This window comes from Paenibacillus silvestris (genome assembly GCF_009882985.1).
GTDB classification, from domain to species: domain Bacteria; phylum Bacillota; class Bacilli; order Paenibacillales; family NBRC-103111; genus Paenibacillus_E; species Paenibacillus_E silvestris.
Genome location: NZ_WTUZ01000010.1, coordinates 18608 through 38131, shown reverse-complemented (window position 1 = coordinate 38131; position 19524 = coordinate 18608). Strand labels below are relative to the sequence as shown.

The window sequence follows — 19524 nt, the reverse complement described above, 5'->3', positions numbered from 1 at the left end:
CATTTTATTTGCATCTTGTAGAATTCTCAGCCACATCTTCAATCCCAATACATAGTACGCTTGTACTAAGAAAATATGAGTTCCATACGAATGAGAGGTTTAACTATGAAAAAATTATTAGCAATGCCAATTCTTTGCTTGTTGTTTTTGACTCCAGCATGTAGTAGTGGAGGGAGCGAGGAGACTGCGAATTCTACCGCCGAAGGGCTTAGTAGATCGACTGCCACACAGACTGAAAGCGGTCAACCCGCGAAGGGAAGCTCGATTTACACTATGCCGTCTGACGGCAAGCCTAAGACCATAAAGTTCTCGATGTATTATTACGACGAGTATTATGAGGAAGCTGTGCGGGCGTACGAAGCAAAGCACCCTAATATTACAATCGATCTGACCTATATGGTCAAAGCAGGAGATGACGTGGACACTCAGTTGCAGATGCTGGATAAATTTAGACAAACGATGAGCACGGAAACGCTGACTGGCAAAGGCCCCGACCTGATTGATACAGGCTCGTTAGCCATCGAAGCGTTTATCGGACGTAAACTGTTCGTTAATCTGAACGATGCCATGGCTCAAGATCCTTCCTTCGATAAGAATCAATACTTCACGAACATTCTCGACAATCCGAAGCAGGGCAGTGGCATATATACGATTCCCTTGCACTTTTACTTGAGTGCCCTCGTTGGCGATAAGGGGGCTGTTGAACGCTCGGGTATTTCGATCGACGACAAGAACTGGAACTGGGATCAGTTCACTGACATTGCGAACCAGATGACGGCTAAGGCCGACCACCCCTATGGTTATTTCTTCAAATCGGAAAACACACTTCTTAACGGTATGCTTCAGAACAGCTACGTTCAGATTGTAGATGTGGAGAAACGGGAGGCCCATTTCGATTCGGGTTTGTTCATAAACATGCTGAATAAAATCAAGTCTATGAGCGACAACAACGTGATGACGCTAGATTCCAAGCATGCTAGGGATACTTATTTCATGGATGTAAGTGTTAACTCCCTTGGATCCTATGTGTCTTCCCTACATCAGACCGGTTATAGCAAGCCGGGATACTACCTAAACCCTAAAAGCGAAGGGGAGAAGCCGGGCGGATTCATTTATGGCAGCAGCGGATTGGCAATCAACGCGAATTCGACCGTAAAGGCGGAGACTTGGGATTTTCTTAAATATGTCATGTCCGGAGAATCGGACAATGGCAAGTATGGGTTCCCAATCAATAAGGCTGCTTACCAACTGCAGGCCGAGAAATTACTTCGGAAGGGAACTATCACAGCAATGGGCGAGAGTGGTGAGGAGTCTTATCCGGTGACAGCAGCCGACCTTCAAGGACTCGATACGATGATTGCTAATGCAGTCAATGTCAAATCAAATGTTTCTGATAGGATATCAAGCCTTGTGTTTAGTGAGTCGCAGGCTTTCTTTAGCGGGCAGAAATCAGCGGAAACGGTGGCGAAACTTATTCAGAACAAAGTATCCACATATCTCAATGAATAGAACAAGTTGACGTTCAGTGTCGTCCATTATGAAAAATCGCAATCCGCGAAACACCGTTATTGAAAAGACGGTGTTTTTACGTTGTTTGGTGGCGTTTGACATGATATTCAGGTAATCCATATAATTATGTTAGTTACTACTAACATACATGCAATACCAGTTCAAACAATTATGGAATTGGATTAGAGTAAAAAGAGTTGGTAATAAAAAGTGGGGGTCTTTATGCATGAAAAAGAGATAGGTACTTCTGATCGAATTCTCAATGCTGCTCTACAATTAATGCAAGCAAAGGGATTTAAATCAGTAACCATTAAGGATATTGCCATTGCTTCGGAAGTAAGCGAGATGACGGTATTTCGCCATTTTGAAACGAAAAAGGGGGTGCTTGAAGAGGCGGTTAAAAAATATTCCTATATCCCTAGTTTTAAGATCATATTTGAACAGAAAGTTATATACGAGTTGGAACAGGACTTAAAACTTATTGCTACGTCGTTTCTAGACTTAATGGAAAATAATGCGGCCATTTATTTAATTGCCATTCAAGAGCGAATTACTATGCCTGAACTAATCAACCTAATTGCTGAAAATACGAAGCAATTGCAACGTTTTTTAACAGACTACTTCTTGGCCATGCAGGATCTTAAGAAGATGGTGGTTAGAGATGCTTCCAAACAAGCTATTGTGTTTTTGACCTTGTATTACGGTTTTTTTTCTTCTACTGCCTTATGGCATAGTCGATTCATCCGTGATACGAAAGAAGAATTTATTGAAAATAGCGTGAAGACTTTTTGTGACGGTTTACAACAATGATAGATTGCAGGAGGGATATCGATGCAAAAAACGGGCTTTTCTGAAACACGTCTCCGCCGACTGAGTGAAGTCTTACAGGGTTATGTGGATCGCGAGGAGATCGCTGGGGCGGTCACCATCGTGCATCGTAAGGGTGAGGAAGCCTATAGCGATGCCATCGGTTGGCAGGATAAAGAAGCACGCATTCCCGCTCAGCGAGATACGCTCTTCCGAATTATGTCGATGACAAAGCCTATTACGGCTGTAGCCGCATTGCTGTTGGTCGAAGAGGGGAAAATGCGTCTTTTCGATCCAGTCCATGCATGGCTTCCGGAGTTTGCGAGCCTGGTTGTTCTACGTGATCCGAAAGGGAGGTTGGACGATGTCGTGCCATTGGACCGGCCTATCACTCTTCATGACTTGCTTACTTCACGGTTTGGTACAGGCTGGGATGATCATCAGCTACAATCCGAGGTGATGAAACTGCTTCCTGCTCCAGTCGCAATGCCGCTTGGGGCACAGCATGCAGAGGTGCATCTCGAACCTGATTCTTGGATGAAACGGCTGGCTGAGCTGCCGCTCCTCTATCAGCCGGGTACCCGCTTCCTTTACCACATTGCCCACGAAGTTCTTGGCGTATTAATTGCCCGGGTATCGGGTCAAACGCTGGATGAGTTTTTCCGTGAACGAATTTTTGAGCCCCTTGGGATGAGAGACACCTATTTCACGATTCCGCGGGAAAAACAAGGTCGACTATCAGTCGCATACGCGCCGAAGGATGGGGGAGGGCTCCTCGAACTAGAACGTCCAGAATCGACTGGTTGGGCGGAAATTCCTCTCTTCCTTTCCGGGGGAGCGGGTCTTATTTCCACAGCGGATGATTACCTGCGTTTCGGACGTATGCTGTTAGGCTATGGGGAGCTGGACAAGGTACGCATTCTGTCACGCCGATCCGTGGAGGCGATGATCACCGACCATCTTACTCCTGAACAGCATGCGCACCCTTTTTTCGATGAGACCGATTACGATGGTTCAATGATGTGGACGAACAAAGGATACGGCTATGGCGTCTCAGTCAGGACTAGGCAAATCGGGATCGGGCCAAGTGAAGGAGCGTTTTTCTGGCCAGGAGCTCTTGGATCGACTTGGATTGCAGATCCACGTGAGGAGCTAATGGCGACGTTAATGATTCAGCTCAGAGGGGCCATGCTTCCTAAGAACAGCATGATTGCTCACGATTTCTGGACAATGATCTATCAAGCAATGACCGACTGAACCTGAGATTACTAACTTCTGATAATGAGGGGATGAGAAAGTGGCAACTGAAGCTTTTAATAGTAAAACGCTCAATGACCTTTGCAGTGATGCATTTGAGATTGCAAAGCAAAATGGTTGGCATGAGGAAAAAAGAGATTTTGGTACTTTAATTGCACTTATGCATTCTGAGCTATCGGAAGCCCTTGAAGCATATAGGAAAGATTCAGAAGATGTCATGTGGCCTCATATAACAGAAGAACTGGCTGACGTTTGTATACGGATTTTTAACGCATGCGGGGAGTATGAACTTGACCTTGAAACAGCAATAGAAAACAAGATGGAGAAAAATAAAGCAAGAGGATACAAATACGGCGGCAGGCGAATTTAAGTAGATGGGAAGGAGCCACTCCAGCATGATTGCAATCCCCGATACGTTTATGAAAAGAATGCACGAACTTCACGGGGAGCAAGGTGCAATATGGTCAGAAGCGCTGCCTAGGCTAATTACCGATTGTGCAAGCCGCTTTGACTTTACCCCCGAAGCTCCATTTTCAAATTTATCCTATAATTTCGTGCTCCGTGCAACGCGCAGTGATGGGAAGCGGGTTGTCCTTAAGGCGTCTTTCATGAAGGAGGAGCTTTCTAGAGAAGTAAGTGTTCTTCGCGCTTATGAGGGCCGCGGTGCGATTCAAGTGCTTGATGCAGACAAGGAATGGGGAGTTGCATTGTTGGAAGGTGCAGAGCCTGGCACGCCGTTGTCGACAATTGAGAATGATGCACTTGCGACGCATATCTTTTGCGATGTGTTTCAGCGTCTTCACCTTACGCCATCAGCTGGCTGTCAGTATCCGTCAATGAAGCAGCATTTTGCGGCGATTGAGCGATACCGAGAGCGATGCAATGACATGAATATTGACGATCGATTGCCTACAAGCTACGTGGAGAAAGCTGAAGAGTATCTGGAATATCTCATTGCGACCACTAGAGAGAATCTCTTACTGCATGGCGACCTGCATCATGATAATATTCTTCGCCAAGACGAAGAGAAATGGGCTGTCATTGATCCAAAAGGTATCGTCGGTGACATCCATTTTGATACGATCCAGTATCTGCTTAACTATGAGGATCGTGGTGGCGAGTGTGAGCAGGTGCTGCGTAACCGAATCGCGATTATGGTCGATCAGCTTGGTCTTGACCCTCGTCGAATTGCGATGTGGGGTGTGGCGCGAGGTATGTTGGAGGCGTGCTGGACGATGGAAGATGGGGGCACAGATTGGCACAGAGGCATCCAAATCACGGAACGCTTTGCCAAATGTCTAAATTGAGGTCTAGTGACAAAGGGTAACTGTTTTGGAAAAAGGAGAACGATAGTTAGATCAACAACAGAAGGATTCGCAGCTGCGGATCCTTCTGTTGAATCTTTTTAAACGCGTTTACGATTTTTTTTCACGAACTTTTTGGTTCAACAGGACGGCCACGCCCATAATGACTATACATGCGGCAGTTCCTAATTCGTAACCTAGTTCTTTCTCTCCGAATAAACCTCCAATTACTCCGCCAACAAGTATACACAATCCGCAAATCATACCCGCTTTTCCAATCATTCTGAACACTCCCTCGTTTTTTCTTATGTATTGATCTTACCAGAGCGTATCGCATGAGAGCAGTGACCTTCTTCACTAAAATGATATGACAATTCTCACCTTAATCGTTCACGGGCTGTTTAAAAATCAGTGTCCGCGTAAACACTATTGACACCGCCACTACTACGTGTTACTTTATAGAGGTAGTGAGTGATACTTGATACCAGTCATACAGATTAGCAAGGAGTGATTGTGCTGGAAAATTTAACGGAAATGCTTAAGGGGGCGCTTGAGGGCTGTGTCCTTGAAATTATAAGCCGACAAGAAACGTACGGCTACGAAATAACGCGGCGGCTGAACGCCCTCGGATTCACAGATGTTGTGGAGGGAACGGTGTATACCATCTTGATCCGACTGGAAAAAAACAGGCTGGTGGAGATCACCAAGAAACCTTCGGATATGGGACCGCCGCGAAAGTTCTTCGCGATTAACGACGCGGGGCGCGAGGAACTGCAGAGGTTTTGGGGAAAATGGGAGTTCGTATCATCCAAAATTAATGAGTTAAAGGAGCAAAAACAATGAATTTTTGGGAGAAAATCACGGGCAGCGACATGAATAAAGAAATGAAAAATTTTGAAGCACGAGTTAAAAAGCTGCCAACTGACTATCAAGCCGCATGGGGAGAAATTAATGCCAATCTTTGGCCACACTCGGATTTCACCGGACGCAATCTGATGCCAATTCTTGATGGTGTACTTGGCCTGCTTGAAGAAACGGCAGCGGACGGTCAGAGTGTCCAAGAGGTTTTGGGGGACGATATCAAAGGCTTCTGTTCGGCGCTGGCAGGCGAAGAAGGAGCAAAGTCTTACCGCGACAAGTGGCGAGAGCAACTCAACACTAACATCGCTAAAAAATTAGGTAAATAGGAGGATAAAATGAGAATTCAAGATATGATCAATGGCAAAAAAGAGTGGCGTGCGCACGTGGCGCGTGTCAAAGCACTCCCGCATGATTATCAAGTTGTTTATAACGAGATTCAAAAATATTTCTTTAAGGTCGGGCCAGTAGAGCTTACCGAAGGTACGGGTTTGCTCTCGGGGATTGTCGACCTTTTTGAAGAAGGAGTTTCCTTGGGGAAAGGCGTGCTCGAAGTGACGGGCAGTGACGTAGCGGCTTTCTGCGACGATCTAATCAAAGACTCGAAAACTTACGCTGACGTATACCAAGAATCTGTTGTCCAAGAAAGTAACAAACCAAAGTAAGGACATAGCGGGATGGAATATTAATAGTTTTCACCGCGATAATAACGCTTCAGTTTTTGTTCCAAGTGAACGAGCTGTGCTTCTTTCTCCTTAATATCGTTCAGCAGCTTTTGCTTTTGATCTTCAATTTGTTTGATTCTCTCAGGCAGGGTGGAGGTTCCTTCGTTCACCTTATCATAATACTTTTTGATATCCTCCACACTCATCCCGGTCTCCCGAAGACATTTGATAAAAACCAACCAGTTCAGATCATTTTCCGTATAGAGACGGTTATTCTGCTCGCTTCGGGCAGCAGGCTTGAGCAGTCCCTTTCTTTCGTAAAAACGGATGGCACCAATATTGATCCCGACTTCCTTCGCCACTTCACCAATCGTTAACATACGACCCCTCTTTTATAAAAAAATAAGTGTTGACCTACACTAAGTGTAGCATAGTAACTTAGTAATCGTAAAAGAAAAATCAAATGAGGGAAAGAAGGATTCGTATGAAAAAGACGGCTATGGTAACCGGCGCAAATAAAGGAATCGGATTTGAAATCGTTAAGCAGTTAGGTGAAGCAGGCTGGAAAGTCATCCTGGGTGCACGAAGTGCCGAACGTGGAGAAGCAGCGGTTTCCGAGTTAACTTCCAAGGGATTAGACGTAGAATTTGTACAAATCGACATGGGGGACTTGGAATCCATCGAACTTGCGGCCGAGTCAATCAACAAGAATTATCCGGACTTGAAACTTCTAATCAATAACGCTGGGATGCCTGGCGCTTTCTCCCGCTCATTTATGGATACCAAAGAGGAAAATCTGCGGAATGCATTCGAAGTTAACTTTTTCGGAACGTTCCGTTTGAACCAGCGTTTGTTTCCTTTAATTAAAAATAACGAAGGCACAATCGTCAATGTCTCGACCGATATGGCTTCTCTGGACCATATGCACAATGCTGAGTCTACTTTAAACGCATTCGATTATAACTCGTCTAAAACGGCCAACAATGCCATGACACTTTCAATGGCTTATGAAGTCCGAAACAGCAATGCTCAGGTATTCGCGGTAACGCCTGGTTTCACTTCAACAGATCTTAACGGTAATTCTGTAGGCGGTAAGTCGAAAGCAGCCGCTGCTGCGATTATTGTGGGTTATGCGACTGATGGCAAACGTCATAATGCCGAATTCTTGGATGAGAAGGGCGTTTACGCCTGGTAATTCTGGATGCGCGTCCTACCAACCTCTTTGTAACAAATTTGGTACCTCTTGCAGGCAAGCTTACTTTAAAGTAAGTACCCTACTTAAAAGTGGGTTCTTAACATAATTTTGAAGCGATGCTAAGCTTGAGTTAACCAAATATTGCGAGCTGTCAAAGAGGAGGAGAGAACAATGAAAATTATTGTTTTTGGAGCGACGGGGAATACAGGGAGAAGAGTGTTGGCACATGGGATACAAATGGGGCATGAAATGACGGCATTTGTACGAAATTCTGAGAAGCTTTATGATCAATTAGATGAGCTATCTACAAAGCTTGTGAAGGTGATCGTGGCTGATATAATGGATCCAGTCAGCGTCGGGGAGGCGCTCGCGCATCAAGACGCCGCTATTCTAGCAGCCGGCCATGCGGGACAGGGAGAAGAGTTTGTTCGTATTGTTGATAATATAATAAGCCAATGTGAATTCCAACCTAGTTTCTCTGGAAGGGTATGGATCATGGGGGGAGCCGGCTTACTGGATATTCCCTACACCGATCTTATCGGAAACAATTTACCGGGCTTTCCATCTGAGTATAGAAATCACAACCGGAATCTCGCAAGGCTACAACAAACTCAACTCGATTGGTCCATTATGTGTCCGGGAACGATGATTGACTCGAGAGAACATCCAGATCGGGTTCATCATCTACATCTAACAACGGAAACCTTGCCTATTCCGATTCCGGAGACAATCAAGGAATACTCCGCGGCAGAAATAGCTGGTTACTTGTTCAGCCGACTTCAAGAGCTCAATGTTGCTTATGACGATGTTGCAATATTTATGCTGGAACATATTGAGCTCGGAGGAGCGTTTACAAGGAAAAGAGTCGGTCTAACCTATCAAAGTTGATTCTGTCACACTATATAAGTATACATGAAAGGCCGGCTAGTCTACTATGACTAACCGGCCTTGTATTCTTTAACTATCCTCTATTGACTAATTCCCCAGAAGTATATCCTTTAATACAGAAGTAACCATGTTGTGATCTTCATTACCAGGAAGTCCTGATACCGAAATGGTACCTACAAGGCCTTCATCTTTTAAAAATAACGGAAAAGCGCCACCTTCTGCTTTGAAATCATTCGGATTGAGGCCGGAAGCTTCTACCGTTGAACCAGTCGATTTCAGAAATACGTGCATATAATAGGAACTATGCCCAAAGTGATGGACGACATTATTTTTCCATGTGACCCATTCATCATTATTAGATGATGTGCCATCCAATCTGCTGTAAAATAATAGCTCATTGTTTTTGCGAATATCAACGACAATTGATTTGTTCTCTCTCATCGCTTTTTCTATAATGCTGTTGCCAACTCTGTAAGCAGTCTCATTCGTGAAAACGGAAAACTGGAGTTCGGCTTCTTCCTGCAGCAAAGTCGTTAATAAATCGTCGTAATTATCCAAAGCGAACACGTCCTTCTCTACTAAATTATCTTTTCCTGTTTGATATTATACACACAAATGATAGGTTTTAACTAGAAGTAATCCTTAATATTCTCAGAAAGATTATGAGGAATCGGATAGGGTTCGCATTTTCCGAAGTGATGGAAACAGGAACATCCAAAGACCGGCAATGACAATCGTACCAATACCACCAACTAAAGTTGCCGGAACCGCTCCAATAAATCCAGCTAATGTACCTGACTCAAACTCTCCCAACTGATTAGATGTACCGATAAAGAGGGAATTAACGGCATTGACCCGCCCACGCATTTCATCGGGTGTTTGCAGTTGTACGAGGGAAGAGCGAATAATGACACTAATCACATCTGAAGCACCAATAAAGAATAATGCCAAAAGGGAAATGAATATATTAGTCGAAATGGCGAATAACATAGTTGCCAAGCCAAAGACGGCAAGGGCTCCAAATAGCATGTAGCCAACAGCTTTCTTCAGTGGATAATAGACCAAGACAATGGACATTAACAAGGCACCGATAGCTGGTGCTGTTCGCATGAATCCTAGTCCCCATGGTCCCGTATGAAGGATATCCAGAGCGAAAATTGGCAGTAGCGCAGTGGCACCACCTAACAGTACTGCAAAAAGGTCAAGGGATATCGTCCCAAGAATTATCGGTTGGCGGTAAACGAACATGATGCCGGAGAACAGGGAACGTACGGAAACCGGCTCGGATTTACGCGCAATTGGCTTTGAACGGATGAAGAAGGTTAGGATACCTGCGGTTAGAAGGGCAAGTGAGGCAACTGTATAAACTAGAGTGGCACCTGCCCAATATAGTAATCCTCCCATCGAAGGCCCAAGGATTTGCGATAATTGTCCGACCGAGGTGTTCCATGATATCGCCTGTTGCAGGAACTCCTTTGGTACTAATTGAGGCAACAGGGCGGAGGAGGAAGGACCTTCAAAAGCACGGCAGGCTCCTAGAACGGCAGCCATGATTAGGATATGATGCTGACCTAACGAATCCGTAAGACTGCCTAACAAAAGCAATAAGGCCATTGCGGCCTCTACAATTTGGCATATAAAGACGATGTATCGCCGGTCATAGCGGTCCGCGAAGTGCCCAACGACCAATGTAAGGAGAACCATTGGGAGAAATTGCGCTAGGCCAACAAGCCCGAGACTGAAGGCGTCGTGGGTCAATTCATACATTTGCCAACCGATAGCTACGGAGAGCATCTGGAAGGCAATGGAGGATAACATTCGGGATACCCAATAGTTCTTATAATAAGGAATTTGATGAATTGAACGGCTTGACGGGATCAAGTGCAGGACACATCCTCTCAACTGATTACTTTATAAAATGTATTATAGTCTATTTAGAATTGAAACCTGAAACAATTTTCTAGAGGAGTAATCTACGTAGAAAATAACCAACCCTTCGCGGTTGGTTATTTATTTCTATTTGAGAAAATGAAAGAAAGGGCTAGTAGCTCATGGATAATGGGACATATTTGCAGGTTAAGAAAACAGGATCAAAAAGTATCCTATCATACAAAAATTATCTCTACTTACAAAATTGTGCGTTCTATTCAAAACTTCCAGGACGCGCTAATCTAGAAACGGAAAGGAGATAATCTCGATAATAGATTTGTAATAAAATCATAACATTTTATAAAGTCAAAGCTCTTTACCATTGAAGTTACTGAAAAGGAGATTACACCCATGTGCAAAACTCGCGTTTTAAGTGTTTCAGCAGCCCAAGCACAATTTGAGACGACCACAATAGAGAGACGACCATTACGACCTGATGACGTCTCAATTGATATTAAGTTTAGCGGAATTTGCCATTCCGATATTCATATTGCTCATGGGGATTGGGCAGGAGGCATTTTCCCTATGGTTCCTGGTCATGAAATTGCTGGGATTGTAACGGCAGTAGGTGAGAAGGTAACGAAATTTGCTGTAGGTGACCGAGTCGGCGTAGGCTGCTATGTGGACTCTTGTGGAGAATGTGAGTACTGCCTCCGTGGCGAAGAGCAGCATTGTTTAAAAGGAGCTGTAGCCACCTACAACTCCTTGGACTATGAAGGCAAACCAACCTATGGAGGTTACAGCCAGAATATTGTTGTTACTGAAAGATTCGTTGTGCTGATCCCGGATGGTATGGAGCTAGATGTTGCAAGTCCGCTTTTGTGTGCTGGTATTACCACATATGCCCCGTTAAAACGTTGGAATGCTGGACCAGGAAGAAGAGTAGCGATTCTGGGGATGGGTGGTCTTGGTCACGTTGCGATACAGTTTGCACATGCGCTGGGTGCTGAAGTTACCATGTTAAGCCGCACAAAAGATAAGGAGAATGAAGCGTTAAGCTTTGGGGCGGATTATTTCTATTCAACGCTTGATCCTGAAACCTTCAACACGCTAGCTGGCCGTTTCGACCTGATCCTAAGCACAGTATCCGCCAATATTGATGTGGATTTGTACTTATCGCTGCTTAGAGTAGATGGTACATTGATTAATGTCGGAGCACCGCCGGAACCGAGTCAATACAACGTTTTCTCCCTAATCGCGAGTCGTCGCAGCATTGCGGGATCCTTTGTAGGTGGACTTCCGGAAACGCAAGAAATGCTTAATTTTGCTGCTGCACATGGCATAGTTGCTCAAATCGAGGTCATTGCTGCCAATCAAGTAGATGAAGCCTATGAGCGAATTCTACGCAGCGACGTGCGGTACCGATTCGTTATCGATACATCCACTTTATAGAAAGCCAAGATTAGTGACGATCCATACGAGTCCTAAGACACGGGAATTATTCGTCGCTAAAACAGCAACAGTCTAGGACTTTATTTCTCGTCCATGGCTGCTGCTGTTTCTCCTATTTGAACCTAGATTTGATTGCATCCATTAATAGATTCGTTGCCTTGCCCAAGAACTCTTTATCTTTATAAACGATGCCCAAGGAAACTAGGGGATTCATATCGGCGAAAGGTCTAATTACAAGAGATCCTTCTGTCTCCAGGCCTTCGTAAATCGGAACAATGCCTACACTGGAAGCTTCTTTGATCATTTGCTGAATCACAAAAAAACTTCCAACTTCAAGGTAAGAGAAGGGATTGCCGGTATGAGAGAGTGCTTTCTCCCATAACTCCCGGTAAATGCAAGTAGGTTCTTTCACTAGAACAGTCAGTCCGGCGAGGTCACTTACCGAGATGTCATTTTGATGAACTAGTGGATGATCCGCTCTCATCATTACTCCTAATTTCTCCTCAATTAGTGGTTCAAACTCCAGCATGAAAGCAGCCAATGGGGTGGAGCAGATGCCGAAATCCAATTCTCCAGCCCGAACCCTCTCGGCAATCGACCTGCTGCCGCTCACTTCCATGGTTAATTGCACTTTCGGGCGAGTCGCACAAAAGTCGGCAACTACGGTTGCAAGTCTCTGACTCGCGATAGGCTCAATTGCAGCGAAGTGAATGTTTCCGCCGTCCCCCGCTGCGATATCGGAGACAGTCTGCCTCATGGATCCGACTGTTTTCAGCAGAACGGAAGCCTCACGGTGGAGCCACCGGCCAGCTTCCGATACGATCACACGTTTGCCATCGCGCACGAACAAAGAGACCCCTAGATCAGCTTCAAGACGTTGAATCTGAAGGGTTACTGTTGAAGGCGCGTATTGCAGTTCCTCTGCAGCTTTCTGAAAATGACCAAGACGCACGCAGGCTTCAAAAGTTTTTAGGGCTCGAAGATCCATAGTTATCCTCGTTGCTTTAAGATTTATGAATAATTCATTCATATAATTCAATTTTACAAAAAATACCTCCGAATGTACACTTGGAATATCAAGTCATTTAGGGGAAGATGGGCTATGGGTAAGAAATCGGCTTACAGCTGGACTACACTTTGGGCATCACTTTTGTTTGTCGTCATTCTCGGTTTTTCTAGGCTCTCTTATGGTTTGTTCTTGCCGGGGATACAGAGGGAGATCGGAGGGAGCTACGGTCAATTAGGTGTATTGGGTACTGTCAACTTTATTGGTTATTTGGTCGGTACTTTGTGTCTGTCTCCTTTGATCTCGAAGTTTCCGGAGCATAAGTCAATTATCAATCGATGGTCATGTTTATTGCTCGGACTCGCCATGATCGGTTCATCATGTAGCCAGCATGTTGTTCAACTCGGGTTATGGCGGTTCGCAATCGGTTTGTTCTCCGCTTTCGCGACGGTACTGGTTCTGTCCATAGCGATGGATGCTGTTCGAGCGATGGAACGAGGAGCGGCGTCCGGTCTTATCTGGCTGGGCGGCTCTGCCGGCATTCTAGTGACGGGATTGTTCGCTCCCCTCACCATCGATCCTTCCCGCTTGATGGGGTGGCGGTATGCTTGGGCGCTTATGGGCGTATTTGGCGTCATTGCAGCTTTCGGATTCGAGCTCGTCACGCTGAATAAGAGATCCTCAAGCAAAATTCGCTCACCATCGATTTCACACCACGGAAACGAGAATGTGTATAGTTTCTTGTTGCATCCAAAGAAGCTCTTATTTTTAATCGGATCCTATTTCTTCTTCGGTTGGGGATACATCATTTATTTCACGTATTTGATCCCCTATTTAGTAAGCAAAGGCGTTCCCTCGCTTTATGCGGGTTTGATTTGGTCCGCTATTGGGTTCGCGGGTCTATTTAATGGGTGGATTGGAGGCAGAGCGATCGACCGTTGGCCTAGCGGGTATACGCTTGCGATAGGATTAGCACTAGGTACGCTAGGCGTAATTGGTGTAACCACCAATAGCTTGTTTATTACAGCAGTAGGTGCGATTCTTGTCGGGCTGGTCTCCTTTATTACCCCGCCACTGATGACAACTGCACTACTTCGGAGACAAGTCTCTGATCACATCTATGCGAAATGTTTAAGCCTAGCCACTGGCTTTTTTGCTTCGGGGCAGATTATCGGTCCTATCGTTGGGGGCACGGGTGTTGAACATTTCGGTTTGCAATTCGGCGTCGCGTCCAGTGCGATCTTTATGGCGATAGCCGCTGTGTTGGCAGGTTTATATGGAAAATTACAAAAGAAAAGATCTGAATTTGATCCCTCGTAGGCTGTGGGAGAATAAAGTTGAATAAGGGAGTGACATGATGATGTCTAATAGTAATAATCATAGCTTGGCAGTAAGGAAATTTTTTCAATCTGGCAATCTACGGCTTTCTTACCTGGATTATGGCGGAGATAGCGAGCGAGTGCTTGTTATGTTGCATGGCTATATGGCGAATGCGAGATCATTCTCGGAGTTGGCCGTGCGATTCAGAGGGTGGCGGATTATTTCATTGGATCAACGTGGACACGGTTGGAGCGAGCATCCATCAGAGAAAGAATACACAAGGGAGCATTATGTGGAGGATATTCTGAATTTCATTCATTCGGAGCTAGGCGGACAGCCGCTTACAATCCTGGGGCATTCCTTGGGTGGATTAAATGCTTACCAATTCGCGGCTAGGTATCCTGAATTGGTAAAAACCGTTGTCGTCGAGGATATCGGTGCGGAGATTAACGCCGACTTTTCATTTGCCGACAAACTTCCTTTTCGGTCAGCTTCTCTAAAGGAACTACGACAATCGCTTGCAAGCATTGGGCTCCGCGCCATAGATTATTTTGCCGAAAGCATATTTGAGGATGAACTCGGTTGGGGATTCAGAACGGATCTCAAAGGACTGCAAGTATCCGTTCCCCTGTCCAACGGTGTGTGGTGGGAGGACTGGTTAGGGTCTAGTTGCCCGATTCTGCTTATTCACGGGGGTAAGAGCTTCATTCTTAGTACTGAACATGCGAAACGGATGGAAGCAAGAAGACCGAACACCAAGTTGGTCGTGTTCGAACAATGCGGCCATGGTGTCCACTCTGACGATTTAAACGGTTATTATCAGGTGGTGACTGATTTTCTAGCGGAGCAACATGAAGTGATGAAATGATGAGCATTTATTAATATGTATAAAAAAGCGGCAGTCTAGGACTTCTTCAGGTCCCTGACTGCCGTTATGTTTTATTAGCCCTTAGTCACGCTCTTATTCTTCTTGCAGGGGCTGTTTGGCTTGCTGCTGTTTAAGTGAAGTTTTCTTGGATGCTAACTGCTTGGAGAGATCGGCTTGCATACGATCATTGTTTTTGATTTCTTCGTTTAACTTATTTATGCGGCTCATTTTGCTGCTTAAATCGCTGTGCGATTGACTTAATTTCATATCTCTTTGCAATTGATTAATTTTAGACTGCGCTTTATCTTTCTTTTTCTTCTCGGTTATGATTTTACTTTCTATAGCAGCAATTTCTTGTTGCAACTGATTAGTAATCGCTTTTGTGAAACTAATGGACATCCATGCACCCCATAATCGTTTAGTATAGCTGAGACATTATTCTACTATAAAAAACTCGGTTAAGCGAGTAAAGGAGCTACCCTTCGATTACCCCTCAATGAAGTTCATGCAGGTTATTACATTTCTTTATAGTACTTTATACGGTAATAAGTGCAGTATCCAAGGATAAACAAGTAAGTAAATACCAACAGCAATACCACTATTAAATCTATACCCATCAAGGCAATTGCTAATATTAAAGCTCCAAATACAAAAATCATCATGTCATATGCTTTCGCTTTGGCCCCATTAGCGATTGCCAAATTACGCTCATCTTTCTTCTCAATCTCTAGCTGCTTTGCTGCGGCAGGATGATTCTTCAGAAGGAGTCGATCGATTAATGTTGACAAACCATGCCCGAAAATAGCACAGCCTAGGCCAAAAGAGATATAAAGCAATACTCGAAGCATGCCTTGTGGATCCTCAATTGTTTTGATGAAATACGAACTAACTGCTAATAGTCCTACGCCTACAAAGGTAAGAAAATATGACGGAATCGTTTTTTTCATACATGATCATCCTCCTCATAAATAAAGATTTCTTCGATACTCATATCGAAAAATCGAGCAATCTTGAATGCTAAAAGGATCGATGGGTTATAACGTCCGTTTTCAAGTGAACCGATAGTTTGCCTTGATACTTCAAGAGCCGCTGCTAATTCTTCTTGCTTAATTCCCCGTTGCTTGCGGATTTCTTCTAAGCGGTTGTTCAATGCGTTCACTCCCTTTATGGAAAGTTTCCTTTCCGTAAGAGGAGTATATCGTGCAAAGTAATAAATGTAAAGGGAACTTTCCATTTTTGGGCGAAGTTTTTTGGTTGAGGTTAAGAGTGAGTGAATGCAAGAAATGAGTATAGAATGTTTGGTAAATAACTTCACCAAAAGGAAGCATAATATCAACCATATATAGTTGATTTGTCCAAGTAGGAGGAAGTGCATGATTCGCTTTGAGCAAGTATCTAAACAATATTCGGAAAAGACGTATGCCTTGCAAGGAATCGATCTCCAGATCGAAAAAGGAGAATTTTTCGTTCTTATTGGTCCTAGTGGTTCAGGAAAAACGACGCTGCTGAAAATGGTCAATCGGCTGATAGAGCCGACATCAGGTACAATCATACTTGACGAAAAACCCATCCGTGAGTATAACATTCACGAACTGCGCTGTAATATCGGATATGTCCTACAGTCAATTGCGCTGTTTCCCCATATGACGGTAGAGCAAAATATTTCAATCGTTCCCGAGCTGCGGGGATGGAATGCGAAGGCGATTCGCATAAGGGTAAATGAACTGCTTGAAATGGTAGGTTTAGACCCGTCCACATATAGAAATAGACGACCTGCTGAACTTTCTGGCGGACAACAACAGAGAGTAGGCGTAGTCCGTGCGCTAGCTGCTAATCCAGACATCGTCTTGATGGATGAGCCGTTCAGCGCGCTGGACCCCATTAGCCGAGAGCAACTGCAACAGGATTTGGTTGTGCTGAAAAAAACAATTTCAAAAACTATTTTGTTCGTCACTCATGATATACAAGAAGCAGCATTACTTGCTGACCGCGTCTGTTTGATGCAGGATGGCATAATTATCCAAGTGGGTTCAGCCATGGAACTAAGGCAGAATCCGGCAACTAACTTTGTGAAGGAGTTCGTTGGTTCAGCTTTTGGAAACAGCAACAAGGAGTAAGCAGTTGGAGATGAAGAAGGGATGAGGCAATGAACTCGTTGTATGAAGCTTTTATGGAACGTAAATTCGAGATCATTAAGGCAATTGGTGAACATATTCAAATCTCATTTATAGCTCTAATGATTGCTGTCGTCATAGCTATTCCAATTGCCATTTATGGGACCAGGCGCCCAAGGTGGGCAGAAGGAATAATCGGAGTATCAGCAGTGCTGCAAACAATTCCTTCCTTAGCACTGCTAGGGCTGCTCATTCCTTTCGTAGGAATTGGTAAAAAACCAGCGATCATTGCACTCATTATTTATTCTTTACTGCCCATTTTGCGTAATACTTACACGGGTATTCGGCAAATTGACCAAAACTTGATTGAGGCGTCTAATGCGATGGGCATGAACGGTTGGCAACGCCTTTGGCGTGTCGAGCTTCCGCTTGCGTTGCCGTTTATTATGTCAGGTATTCGCACGGCTATGGTGCTTGTAATCGGGACAACAACACTCGCGGCGCTCGTCGGAGCAGGAGGATTAGGCAAATTGATCCTGCTCGGCATTGATAGGAACAACCATGACTTAATAATCCTCGGTGCTGTACCCGTTGCTTTGCTGGCAATCGCATTTGATTACCTACTACGCTTTGCGGAGCGTACTTCTCTGATTCGAATACGCGTATTTGTCGGTGTCGGCTTGATATGTGCAGCGCTCATTATCGTTTCGTTACTAAGGGGGACTGCCGCCGGAGTCATTGTGATCGGCGGCAAGTTAGGTGCTGAACCGGAAATTTTGATTAACATGTACAAGCTGCTGATTGAACGAGAGTCGAAAATAAAAGTCGAACTGAAGCCTGGCTTAGGCAAAACGACGTTTGTATTTGAGGCCCTTAAATCGGGGGCGATTGATATCTATCCGGAATTCACAGGGACGATCGTTTCAACTTTCCTGAAAGAGAAAGCCGCCAGCACGAATAGCTCTGATGTGTATGAGCAAGCACGAGCAGGCATTCTGCAAACCAATCATATGGTACTGCTTCACCCTATGAAATATAACAATACTTATGCATTGGCAGTAACAACACAGCTAGCAGATCAATATCAGCTAAAGACTATATCGGATTTGGGCCGAATCTCTCCGAAAATTCGTCCTGGCATGACACTTGAGTTTTCCGACCGGGAAGACGGGTATCGTGGCATAGAGAAATTGTACGGACTTCATTTTGCTAATATTAAGACCATGGAAGCGAAGTTGCGTTACACGGCAATCCAAAATGGCGATGTTAATCTCGTTGATGCGTATTCGACGGACAGCGAGATCCAGCAGTATCACTTAACCGTTCTTGAAGATGATAAAAAGCTGTTCCCGCCTTACCAAGGTGCATCGCTACTGAGGCAGGAAACGCTGGAGAAATATCCGGAACTTGAACGGATTCTCAATAAACTAGGAGATAAGATTACGGATGACGACATGCGCAAAATGAATTACCAAGTTAATGTAGAACAAATGTCCGCGGCACAAGTTGCCCAAAACTACTTAAAGCAAACGGGCTTGCTGCCTTAAGATTAACATTTAGCATTTCTATGCGAGATTCAGATACAAAAAGTTAACAAGTTGGCAACGTGCTTGCTATGTGTGGCAGGTATAACTAGGAGATGGAAGTCTAGATCCCTAGGGAGGCCAGCATGAGCACATACAGAAGGAAAAACCGATTCGTCCGATTTACTGTATCCTTAATTTTTCTGCTAATTCTAGGAAGTGCATTCGTTACTTTGGCCAAAAACGTATCCTTGCCCATACCTTACCTGTCGGCAAATCTTGTCACACATGATAAAACATCAGGAATTGAGCAGACGGCAACACCAAATCATAGGATCAAGATTGTAATCGATCCAGGACATGGGGGCAAAGATCCCGGAGCGACAGGGGATGATGGGAAGATGGAGAAAGACTTTACGTTGTCTTTGGGTTTAAAGGTATTTGAATTATTGGAAAAGGACCTCCGATTCCAACCCCAATTAACCCGATCTGACGATACCTTCATCGAATTGGAAGACCGTGCTGGCATGGCGAACGAATGGAATGCCGATGCCTTGGTGTCCATTCACGGAAACACTTATTCGGATCAGAGCGTAGGCGGGACGGAAACTTATTATCGCTACGAGAGTAGCTTTCAGTTGGCCCAATCGATTCATAGGCAAGTTGTGAAGGCGATGGGATTTCGGGACCGAGAGGTTAGGGAAGATCAGCTGAAGGTGCTTACACTTAGCAACATGCCGGCAACATTAGTGGAAGTCGGCTATCTCACGAATCCCCATGAGGAGGGGACCATGTTCGGCAAAGATGGACAAGCTCGTGCGGCCAAAGCAATCGTTGAGGGAATCAAGCAATATTTTTCCGAAAATCCCTAAGCTCGCGTTTCGAGTTC

The 19524-nt window shown here is 44.7% G+C and carries 23 protein-coding genes and 1 pseudogene; 16 read left to right on the top strand and 8 right to left on the bottom strand.

Features of this window, described 5'->3' with window-relative positions:
* Positions 1–105: 105 nt before the first annotated feature.
* From GQF01_RS03615 to GQF01_RS03595, 5 genes are all read left to right on the top strand, one after another.
* Entirely contained in the window at positions 106–1509 is a 1404-nt protein-coding gene (locus GQF01_RS03615; protein ID WP_161405509.1) for an ABC transporter substrate-binding protein, read from the top strand.
* Between the two features lie 222 nt (positions 1510–1731).
* On the top strand, positions 1732–2319 hold the full coding sequence (locus tag GQF01_RS03610) for a TetR/AcrR family transcriptional regulator (protein ID WP_161405508.1): 588 nt from the start codon (positions 1732–1734) through the stop codon (positions 2317–2319).
* Between the two features lie 21 nt (positions 2320–2340).
* Positions 2341–3573, top strand: coding sequence for a serine hydrolase domain-containing protein (locus tag GQF01_RS03605; protein ID WP_161405507.1), 1233 nt, complete (start codon positions 2341–2343; stop codon positions 3571–3573).
* Positions 3574–3613: 40 nt separating this feature from the next.
* A complete protein-coding gene (locus tag GQF01_RS36815) occupies positions 3614–3943 on the top strand; it encodes a MazG nucleotide pyrophosphohydrolase domain-containing protein (RefSeq protein WP_328803389.1) in 330 nt (109 codons plus the stop codon).
* 25 nt (positions 3944–3968) lie between these two features.
* A complete protein-coding gene (locus GQF01_RS03595; protein WP_161405506.1) occupies positions 3969–4880 on the top strand; it encodes an aminoglycoside phosphotransferase family protein in 912 nt (303 codons plus the stop codon).
* Between the two features lie 108 nt (positions 4881–4988).
* Here GQF01_RS03595 and GQF01_RS03590 read toward each other — a convergent pair whose 3' ends face one another.
* Positions 4989–5159: a hypothetical protein gene (locus GQF01_RS03590; protein WP_161405505.1), complete on the bottom strand. Its 171-nt coding sequence runs from the start codon at positions 5157–5159 to the stop codon at positions 4989–4991.
* A 252-nt stretch (positions 5160–5411) separates the two neighbouring features.
* Here GQF01_RS03590 and GQF01_RS03585 point away from each other — a divergent pair, with 252 nt between their 5' ends.
* Genes GQF01_RS03585 through GQF01_RS03575 form a run of 3 tightly spaced genes read left to right on the top strand, consistent with a single transcriptional unit; the run spans position 5412 to position 6400 of the window.
* The gene (locus tag GQF01_RS03585; RefSeq protein ID WP_328803418.1) at positions 5412–5720 is read left to right on the top strand and encodes a PadR family transcriptional regulator; all 309 of its coding nucleotides are present in this window, start codon (positions 5412–5414) and stop codon (positions 5718–5720) included.
* The gene (locus tag GQF01_RS03580) at positions 5717–6064 is read left to right on the top strand and encodes a DUF1048 domain-containing protein (protein ID WP_161405503.1); all 348 of its coding nucleotides are present in this window, start codon (positions 5717–5719) and stop codon (positions 6062–6064) included. Before GQF01_RS03585 ends, GQF01_RS03580 begins: the two co-directional genes overlap by 4 nt.
* 9 nt (positions 6065–6073) lie before the next feature.
* On the top strand, positions 6074–6400 hold the full coding sequence (locus GQF01_RS03575; protein WP_161405502.1) for a DUF1048 domain-containing protein: 327 nt from the start codon (positions 6074–6076) through the stop codon (positions 6398–6400).
* Positions 6401–6420: 20 nt separating this feature from the next.
* On the opposite strand, the gene GQF01_RS03570 is transcribed toward GQF01_RS03575, so the two are convergent.
* On the bottom strand, positions 6421–6780 hold the full coding sequence (locus tag GQF01_RS03570; RefSeq protein ID WP_161405501.1) for a MerR family transcriptional regulator: 360 nt from the start codon (positions 6778–6780) through the stop codon (positions 6421–6423).
* 104 nt (positions 6781–6884) lie between these two features.
* Here GQF01_RS03570 and GQF01_RS03565 point away from each other — a divergent pair, with 104 nt between their 5' ends.
* Together GQF01_RS03565 and GQF01_RS03560 are read left to right on the top strand one after the other, a co-directional pair.
* Entirely contained in the window at positions 6885–7595 is a 711-nt protein-coding gene (locus GQF01_RS03565) for an SDR family NAD(P)-dependent oxidoreductase (protein ID WP_161405500.1), read from the top strand.
* A gap of 171 nt (positions 7596–7766) precedes the next feature.
* Positions 7767–8483 carry an NAD(P)-dependent oxidoreductase gene (locus tag GQF01_RS03560; protein WP_161405499.1) on the top strand — a complete coding sequence of 239 codons (717 nt, stop codon included), beginning with the start codon at positions 7767–7769 and terminating at the stop codon, positions 8481–8483.
* 87 nt (positions 8484–8570) lie between these two features.
* Here GQF01_RS03560 and GQF01_RS03555 read toward each other — a convergent pair whose 3' ends face one another.
* Positions 8571–9041, bottom strand: a complete 471-nt coding sequence (locus tag GQF01_RS03555) for a heme-degrading domain-containing protein (protein WP_161405498.1) — start codon at positions 9039–9041, stop codon at positions 8571–8573.
* 102 nt (positions 9042–9143) lie between these two features.
* Entirely contained in the window at positions 9144–10364 is a 1221-nt protein-coding gene (locus GQF01_RS03550; protein WP_202556059.1) for an MFS transporter, read from the bottom strand.
* A 399-nt stretch (positions 10365–10763) separates the two neighbouring features.
* On the opposite strand from GQF01_RS03550, the gene GQF01_RS03545 reads away from it, so the two are divergent.
* The gene (locus tag GQF01_RS03545; RefSeq protein WP_161405497.1) at positions 10764–11804 is read left to right on the top strand and encodes an NAD(P)-dependent alcohol dehydrogenase; all 1041 of its coding nucleotides are present in this window, start codon (positions 10764–10766) and stop codon (positions 11802–11804) included.
* A 112-nt stretch (positions 11805–11916) separates the two neighbouring features.
* On the opposite strand, the gene GQF01_RS03540 is transcribed toward GQF01_RS03545, so the two are convergent.
* The gene (locus tag GQF01_RS03540; protein WP_161405496.1) at positions 11917–12792 is read right to left on the bottom strand and encodes a LysR family transcriptional regulator; all 876 of its coding nucleotides are present in this window, start codon (positions 12790–12792) and stop codon (positions 11917–11919) included.
* Between the two features lie 114 nt (positions 12793–12906).
* Here GQF01_RS03540 and GQF01_RS03535 point away from each other — a divergent pair, with 114 nt between their 5' ends.
* Both GQF01_RS03535 and GQF01_RS03530 read left to right on the top strand, forming a co-directional pair.
* Positions 12907–14130 (top strand): YbfB/YjiJ family MFS transporter, encoded by a 1224-nt coding sequence (locus GQF01_RS03535; protein WP_161405495.1) that lies wholly within the window; start codon positions 12907–12909, stop codon positions 14128–14130.
* Positions 14131–14167: 37 nt separating this feature from the next.
* Positions 14168–14998: an alpha/beta fold hydrolase gene (locus tag GQF01_RS03530; protein WP_161405494.1), complete on the top strand. Its 831-nt coding sequence runs from the start codon at positions 14168–14170 to the stop codon at positions 14996–14998.
* A gap of 93 nt (positions 14999–15091) precedes the next feature.
* Here GQF01_RS03530 and GQF01_RS03525 read toward each other — a convergent pair whose 3' ends face one another.
* The 3 genes from GQF01_RS03525 to GQF01_RS03515 all read right to left on the bottom strand — a co-directional run bounded on the left by GQF01_RS03525 (position 15092) and on the right by GQF01_RS03515 (position 16148).
* Positions 15092–15397 carry a hypothetical protein gene (locus tag GQF01_RS03525; protein ID WP_161405493.1) on the bottom strand — a complete coding sequence of 102 codons (306 nt, stop codon included), beginning with the start codon at positions 15395–15397 and terminating at the stop codon, positions 15092–15094.
* Positions 15398–15513: 116 nt separating this feature from the next.
* The gene (locus GQF01_RS03520; RefSeq protein ID WP_161405492.1) at positions 15514–15945 is read right to left on the bottom strand and encodes a hypothetical protein; all 432 of its coding nucleotides are present in this window, start codon (positions 15943–15945) and stop codon (positions 15514–15516) included.
* Entirely contained in the window at positions 15942–16148 is a 207-nt protein-coding gene (locus tag GQF01_RS03515; protein ID WP_161405491.1) for a helix-turn-helix transcriptional regulator, read from the bottom strand. The genes GQF01_RS03520 and GQF01_RS03515 overlap by 4 nt, the downstream gene beginning before the upstream one ends.
* A 223-nt stretch (positions 16149–16371) precedes the next feature.
* Here GQF01_RS03515 and GQF01_RS03510 point away from each other — a divergent pair.
* The 3 genes and pseudogenes from GQF01_RS03510 to GQF01_RS03500 all read left to right on the top strand — a co-directional run.
* Positions 16372–17088 (top strand): annotated as a pseudogene (locus GQF01_RS03510) (ABC transporter ATP-binding protein); the annotation flags it as partial.
* A gap of 56 nt (positions 17089–17144) precedes the next feature.
* Positions 17145–18659, top strand: coding sequence for an ABC transporter permease/substrate-binding protein (locus GQF01_RS03505; RefSeq protein ID WP_161405489.1), 1515 nt, complete (start codon positions 17145–17147; stop codon positions 18657–18659).
* Between the two features lie 122 nt (positions 18660–18781).
* Positions 18782–19507, top strand: coding sequence for an N-acetylmuramoyl-L-alanine amidase family protein (locus GQF01_RS03500; RefSeq protein WP_161405488.1), 726 nt, complete (start codon positions 18782–18784; stop codon positions 19505–19507).
* Positions 19508–19524: the final 17 nt, after the last annotated feature.

What these genes read in the sequence shown, in the direction of transcription:
- GQF01_RS03540 (WP_161405496.1), bottom strand. Translation starts at nt 12,792, where the DNA reads ATGGATCTTCGAGCCCTAAAAACTTTTGAAGCCTGCGTGCGTCTTGGT.
- GQF01_RS03565 (WP_161405500.1), top strand. Translation starts at nt 6,885, where the DNA reads ATGAAAAAGACGGCTATGGTAACCGGCGCAAATAAAGGAATCGGATTT.
- GQF01_RS03575 (WP_161405502.1), top strand. Translation starts at nt 6,074, where the DNA reads ATGAGAATTCAAGATATGATCAATGGCAAAAAAGAGTGGCGTGCGCAC.
- GQF01_RS03615 (WP_161405509.1), top strand. Translation starts at nt 106, where the DNA reads ATGAAAAAATTATTAGCAATGCCAATTCTTTGCTTGTTGTTTTTGACT.
- GQF01_RS03535 (WP_161405495.1), top strand. Translation starts at nt 12,907, where the DNA reads ATGGGTAAGAAATCGGCTTACAGCTGGACTACACTTTGGGCATCACTT.
- GQF01_RS03545 (WP_161405497.1), top strand. Translation starts at nt 10,764, where the DNA reads ATGTGCAAAACTCGCGTTTTAAGTGTTTCAGCAGCCCAAGCACAATTT.
- GQF01_RS03610 (WP_161405508.1), top strand. Translation starts at nt 1,732, where the DNA reads ATGCATGAAAAAGAGATAGGTACTTCTGATCGAATTCTCAATGCTGCT.
- GQF01_RS03580 (WP_161405503.1), top strand. Translation starts at nt 5,717, where the DNA reads ATGAATTTTTGGGAGAAAATCACGGGCAGCGACATGAATAAAGAAATG.
- GQF01_RS03520 (WP_161405492.1), bottom strand. Translation starts at nt 15,945, where the DNA reads ATGAAAAAAACGATTCCGTCATATTTTCTTACCTTTGTAGGCGTAGGA.
- GQF01_RS03605 (WP_161405507.1), top strand. Translation starts at nt 2,341, where the DNA reads ATGCAAAAAACGGGCTTTTCTGAAACACGTCTCCGCCGACTGAGTGAA.
- GQF01_RS03590 (WP_161405505.1), bottom strand. Translation starts at nt 5,159, where the DNA reads ATGATTGGAAAAGCGGGTATGATTTGCGGATTGTGTATACTTGTTGGC.
- GQF01_RS03530 (WP_161405494.1), top strand. Translation starts at nt 14,168, where the DNA reads ATGATGTCTAATAGTAATAATCATAGCTTGGCAGTAAGGAAATTTTTT.
- GQF01_RS03560 (WP_161405499.1), top strand. Translation starts at nt 7,767, where the DNA reads ATGAAAATTATTGTTTTTGGAGCGACGGGGAATACAGGGAGAAGAGTG.
- GQF01_RS03595 (WP_161405506.1), top strand. Translation starts at nt 3,969, where the DNA reads ATGATTGCAATCCCCGATACGTTTATGAAAAGAATGCACGAACTTCAC.
- GQF01_RS03525 (WP_161405493.1), bottom strand. Translation starts at nt 15,397, where the DNA reads ATGTCCATTAGTTTCACAAAAGCGATTACTAATCAGTTGCAACAAGAA.
- GQF01_RS03570 (WP_161405501.1), bottom strand. Translation starts at nt 6,780, where the DNA reads ATGTTAACGATTGGTGAAGTGGCGAAGGAAGTCGGGATCAATATTGGT.
- GQF01_RS03500 (WP_161405488.1), top strand. Translation starts at nt 18,782, where the DNA reads ATGAGCACATACAGAAGGAAAAACCGATTCGTCCGATTTACTGTATCC.
- GQF01_RS03585 (WP_328803418.1), top strand. Translation starts at nt 5,412, where the DNA reads ATGCTTAAGGGGGCGCTTGAGGGCTGTGTCCTTGAAATTATAAGCCGA.
- GQF01_RS03505 (WP_161405489.1), top strand. Translation starts at nt 17,145, where the DNA reads ATGAACTCGTTGTATGAAGCTTTTATGGAACGTAAATTCGAGATCATT.